This is a genomic window from Bacillus cereus group sp. BfR-BA-01331, assembly GCF_022663915.1.
GTDB classification, from domain to species: domain Bacteria; phylum Bacillota; class Bacilli; order Bacillales; family Bacillaceae_G; genus Bacillus_A; species Bacillus_A mycoides.
The window spans coordinates 1-1,902 of record NZ_JAKUGJ010000096.1; the positions used below are offsets into that span (position 1 = coordinate 1).

The following is a 1,902-nucleotide window of genomic DNA, read 5'->3' on the forward strand; positions in this document are numbered from 1 at the left end:
ATCTATGAGTATAGTGGATATAGAAAACAAAAAAAGTTGCATAAGTAAAAAAATGAAACCCGTTAGGGTTTATTTCGTATGCTCATTTTTAGGAGGATAATACTGTTTAAAAGTTTGTTCATTTCAATTAATGGAAAACCGTGGAGTTTCTATCCTTAAGTTGATGGGCATGGGGTCTCGCCAACTAAACGCGAATTTCGTACGCTAAGGAATTTCTAAGTTGAAAAACTTGGTTTTATCGTACGTTAACAAAGTACCATAAACGACATTTAATGTTTGTTATGGTACTTTGTTTTTGATAATGAGTTTTGGAACTGGTTTTTGACTGTATTTCTTTCAGTTATATTAGAATTAAATAGAGTTCCTTAAACGATCGTTTTCGGTTCTTATTATACAATCCTTGTTACATCAGTGGTTGTAGCCTTAGCGTACAGAATCTGCGATTGGTGCTATCCCATAATGAAAAAAGCCTTAATATTCAAGGCTTTAAGAAATCACTTCGCTATCAACTCAAAGACCTACTGTTATAGAAATATATTAGGCTTTTATATACTACTTATTAACCGATTCATCAGTTTTATTATAAACATATTTGGCTTCTCCAAAAAGACCACCTGTGTCCCATTCTCCACCATAATACGCATACTTCCTAGGTGAACCATTGTCTCGTATACTTGGATATGATTTTAGTTTATAGTCATAAACCGAAACCATAAAAATATAAATATATCCCCCCGATTAAAAGTGCCGCAGCAACGATTAATATTATTACTCCATCCGGACTATTAAGAATTTCTTTTATATGTTTTTTTGCTATTTGCTTAGTTTCTCCACTTGAAAAGAGATAAACAATGGAATGGAGAATTAGTAAGAAAAATGCCGTAATTACCTCTAACATGGCTTATGTACCTCCTAATATATATGTACCTTTAATTATCCAGTAATTTTCTTGCACCTTGTATCAGCCTGAGTAACTGGAATGCTTAGTTCAATAAAAGCCAAATGACAAAAATTACTCCTATAACTGCTCCAAATCCCAAAAAAACTACCAACATTTTCCCCTCAGGACCATTAATAAGCTCTTTTAAAATTTCTTTTGCTATTCGCTGACCTTTACCACTTAAAACTATCGAAAGAATAAAGAATATTACCACTAATACAAATGAAGAAATTATTAACTCCATGACTTATGTACCTCCCTAATATATGTGCATTATTAATTAACCAATAATTGCCTTATAAATTATATCAGCTAGGGTACATGGAAATATAACAAATTATTTATATAACTTATTTTATTAATCTATATATTAATAAAAGACACCGAATAATTCCTTAGCGTACGAAATTCGCGAAATGTTGGTGCTACCCCATATATAATTCTACCTTAAATCTCAATTACCAAAATTACCAGTTCCCTTATTTTTATATTTATACTATAATTTAACCGCTAAATAGTATTAAAGGAGTTTTTAAAGAGATGGAGATGAGAGATTTACAAAAACTAATTGAATCAAAGAAACAAGAACTAATTAAACTTGTAGAGAAGTATGGGTTTACCCATAAGCAAGTTTTGTATTTAAGTCAAGACATCGATATATTAATTAATGAATGTATATATAATAATGTTAATAAAGGTGAATGAAGTTGCAGTTTACATAGGGAAAGCACCACATCGCTTAAAGCTAATAAAAAGAAATGCCCCCTAAAATAAAAAAATACGCTATTCTTTCTGTAGAATCTTAGGAAAGGATGGCATTTTTTACTCTTGAGGGTAGTTAATATTTTTAAGTTGATGGGCATGTGGTGCGACCCCACATCCATCAACTTAAGGATTTAGACTATTCTTAAACTAAAAAGCACGTTACTATTCTCTTATGTTAATGAGAAAGGGTGACGTGC

General features: G+C 31.2%; 3 protein-coding genes. 1 reads left to right on the top strand and 2 read right to left on the bottom strand.

Features of this window, described 5'->3' with window-relative positions:
• Window positions 1–697: 697 nt before the first annotated feature.
• Both MR155_RS30960 and MR155_RS30965 read right to left on the bottom strand, forming a co-directional pair.
• The gene (locus MR155_RS30960) at window positions 698–898 is read right to left on the bottom strand and encodes a hypothetical protein (RefSeq protein WP_078205848.1); all 201 of its coding nucleotides are present in this window, start codon (window positions 896–898) and stop codon (window positions 698–700) included.
• Window positions 899–983: 85 nt separating this feature from the next.
• On the bottom strand, window positions 984–1,184 hold the full coding sequence (locus MR155_RS30965; protein WP_242312092.1) for a hypothetical protein: 201 nt from the start codon (window positions 1,182–1,184) through the stop codon (window positions 984–986).
• A gap of 296 nt (window positions 1,185–1,480) precedes the next feature.
• On the opposite strand from MR155_RS30965, the gene MR155_RS30970 reads away from it, so the two are divergent.
• Window positions 1,481–1,645 carry an aspartyl-phosphate phosphatase Spo0E family protein gene (locus tag MR155_RS30970; RefSeq protein WP_201038246.1) on the top strand — a complete coding sequence of 55 codons (165 nt, stop codon included), beginning with the start codon at window positions 1,481–1,483 and terminating at the stop codon, window positions 1,643–1,645.
• The last annotated feature ends 257 nt before the right edge of the window (window positions 1,646–1,902 follow it).